The 546-nt window shown below is 57.5% G+C and carries 1 pseudogene; it reads left to right on the top strand.

Going from position 1 to position 546, the window contains the following annotated elements:
- Positions 1 to 88: 88 nt before the first annotated feature.
- Positions 89 to 546, top strand: a pseudogene (locus ACYVE7_RS35480) (YkgB family protein); the annotation flags it as partial.

The following is a 546-nucleotide window of genomic DNA, read 5'->3' as shown; positions in this document are numbered from 1 at the left end:
TTGACGGCGTATAGTGTATGCGCAGCGCATATATCACGCCTGTCTAAGCATGAAGGCAGGTCATGCGCCATGATGAAAGCGAGGCACCATGTTTTCGACATTACACATAGCTGAAAAGACGACCGGCTCTCGCGGGTCTCTCGCGTTGCTGCGCTGGGCGCTGGTGGTCATCTTTCTCTGGTTCGGTTGCATGAAATTCACGAGCTATGAAGCGATGGGCATCGCGCCATTGATGAAGAACAGTCCGATCATGAGCTGGATTCCGGCCAGGGTGGAAGCTATTTTATAGGCACCGTCGAGCTCGCGACGGCCGCTGCGCTGATTATCGGTGCTTTCAACAAGACGGCCTCCGCTCTCGGCGCGGCGATGTCATGCCTGACTTATGCCGTGACACTGACGTTTTTCCTGAGCACGCCTGGCGTCGCCGAGCCGACCGCTGGCGGGTTCCCGGCGATTTCGGCCGGAACCGGACAGTTCCTGTTGAAGGACCTGGTGCTTCTTGCGGCATCAGCGTGCCTTCTACTTGCGTCCATACGGACAGCAGAC

This window comes from Actinocorallia lasiicapitis (assembly GCF_054778695.1).
Note: the sequence above shows the minus strand (reverse complement) of the source record. Positions and strands in the feature narration are given on the sequence as shown.